Origin of the sequence: Xylophilus sp. ASV27 (assembly GCF_016428875.1) — a bacterium.
GTDB lineage: Bacteria > Pseudomonadota > Gammaproteobacteria > Burkholderiales > Burkholderiaceae_C > Xylophilus.
Genome location: NZ_JAELTO010000396.1, coordinates 1 through 300, shown reverse-complemented (window position 1 = coordinate 300; position 300 = coordinate 1). Strand labels below are relative to the sequence as shown.

Sequence of the window (300 nt, the reverse complement as noted above, 5' to 3'; positions counted from 1 at the left end):
GCCCATGGCCACGCCCGAGTGCACGGTGCCCACCAGCACGTCGACCTGGTCGCGCTTGACCAGCTTGTTGGCGTTTTCCGGGGCCTTGGCCGGGTCGGACTCGTCGTCCACCTTGAAGTACTCGACCTGTCTCTTATACACATCTGACGCTGCCGACGAAGAGAACCTAGTGTAGGTGTGGGGGGGGGGGGGGGGGGGGGGGGGGGGGGGGGGGGGGGGGGGGGGGGGGGGGGGGGGGGGGGGGGGGGGGGGGGGGGGGGGGGGGGGGGGGGGGGGGGGGGGGGGGGGGGGGGGGGGGGG

General features: G+C 77.0%; 1 protein-coding gene. It reads right to left on the bottom strand.

Features of this window, described 5'->3' with window-relative positions; all coding sequences use genetic code 11:
* Nucleotides 1-300 (bottom strand): ABC transporter substrate-binding protein (locus JHD63_RS24490; RefSeq protein WP_233168575.1); only part of this gene is annotated, 300 nt, incomplete at both ends.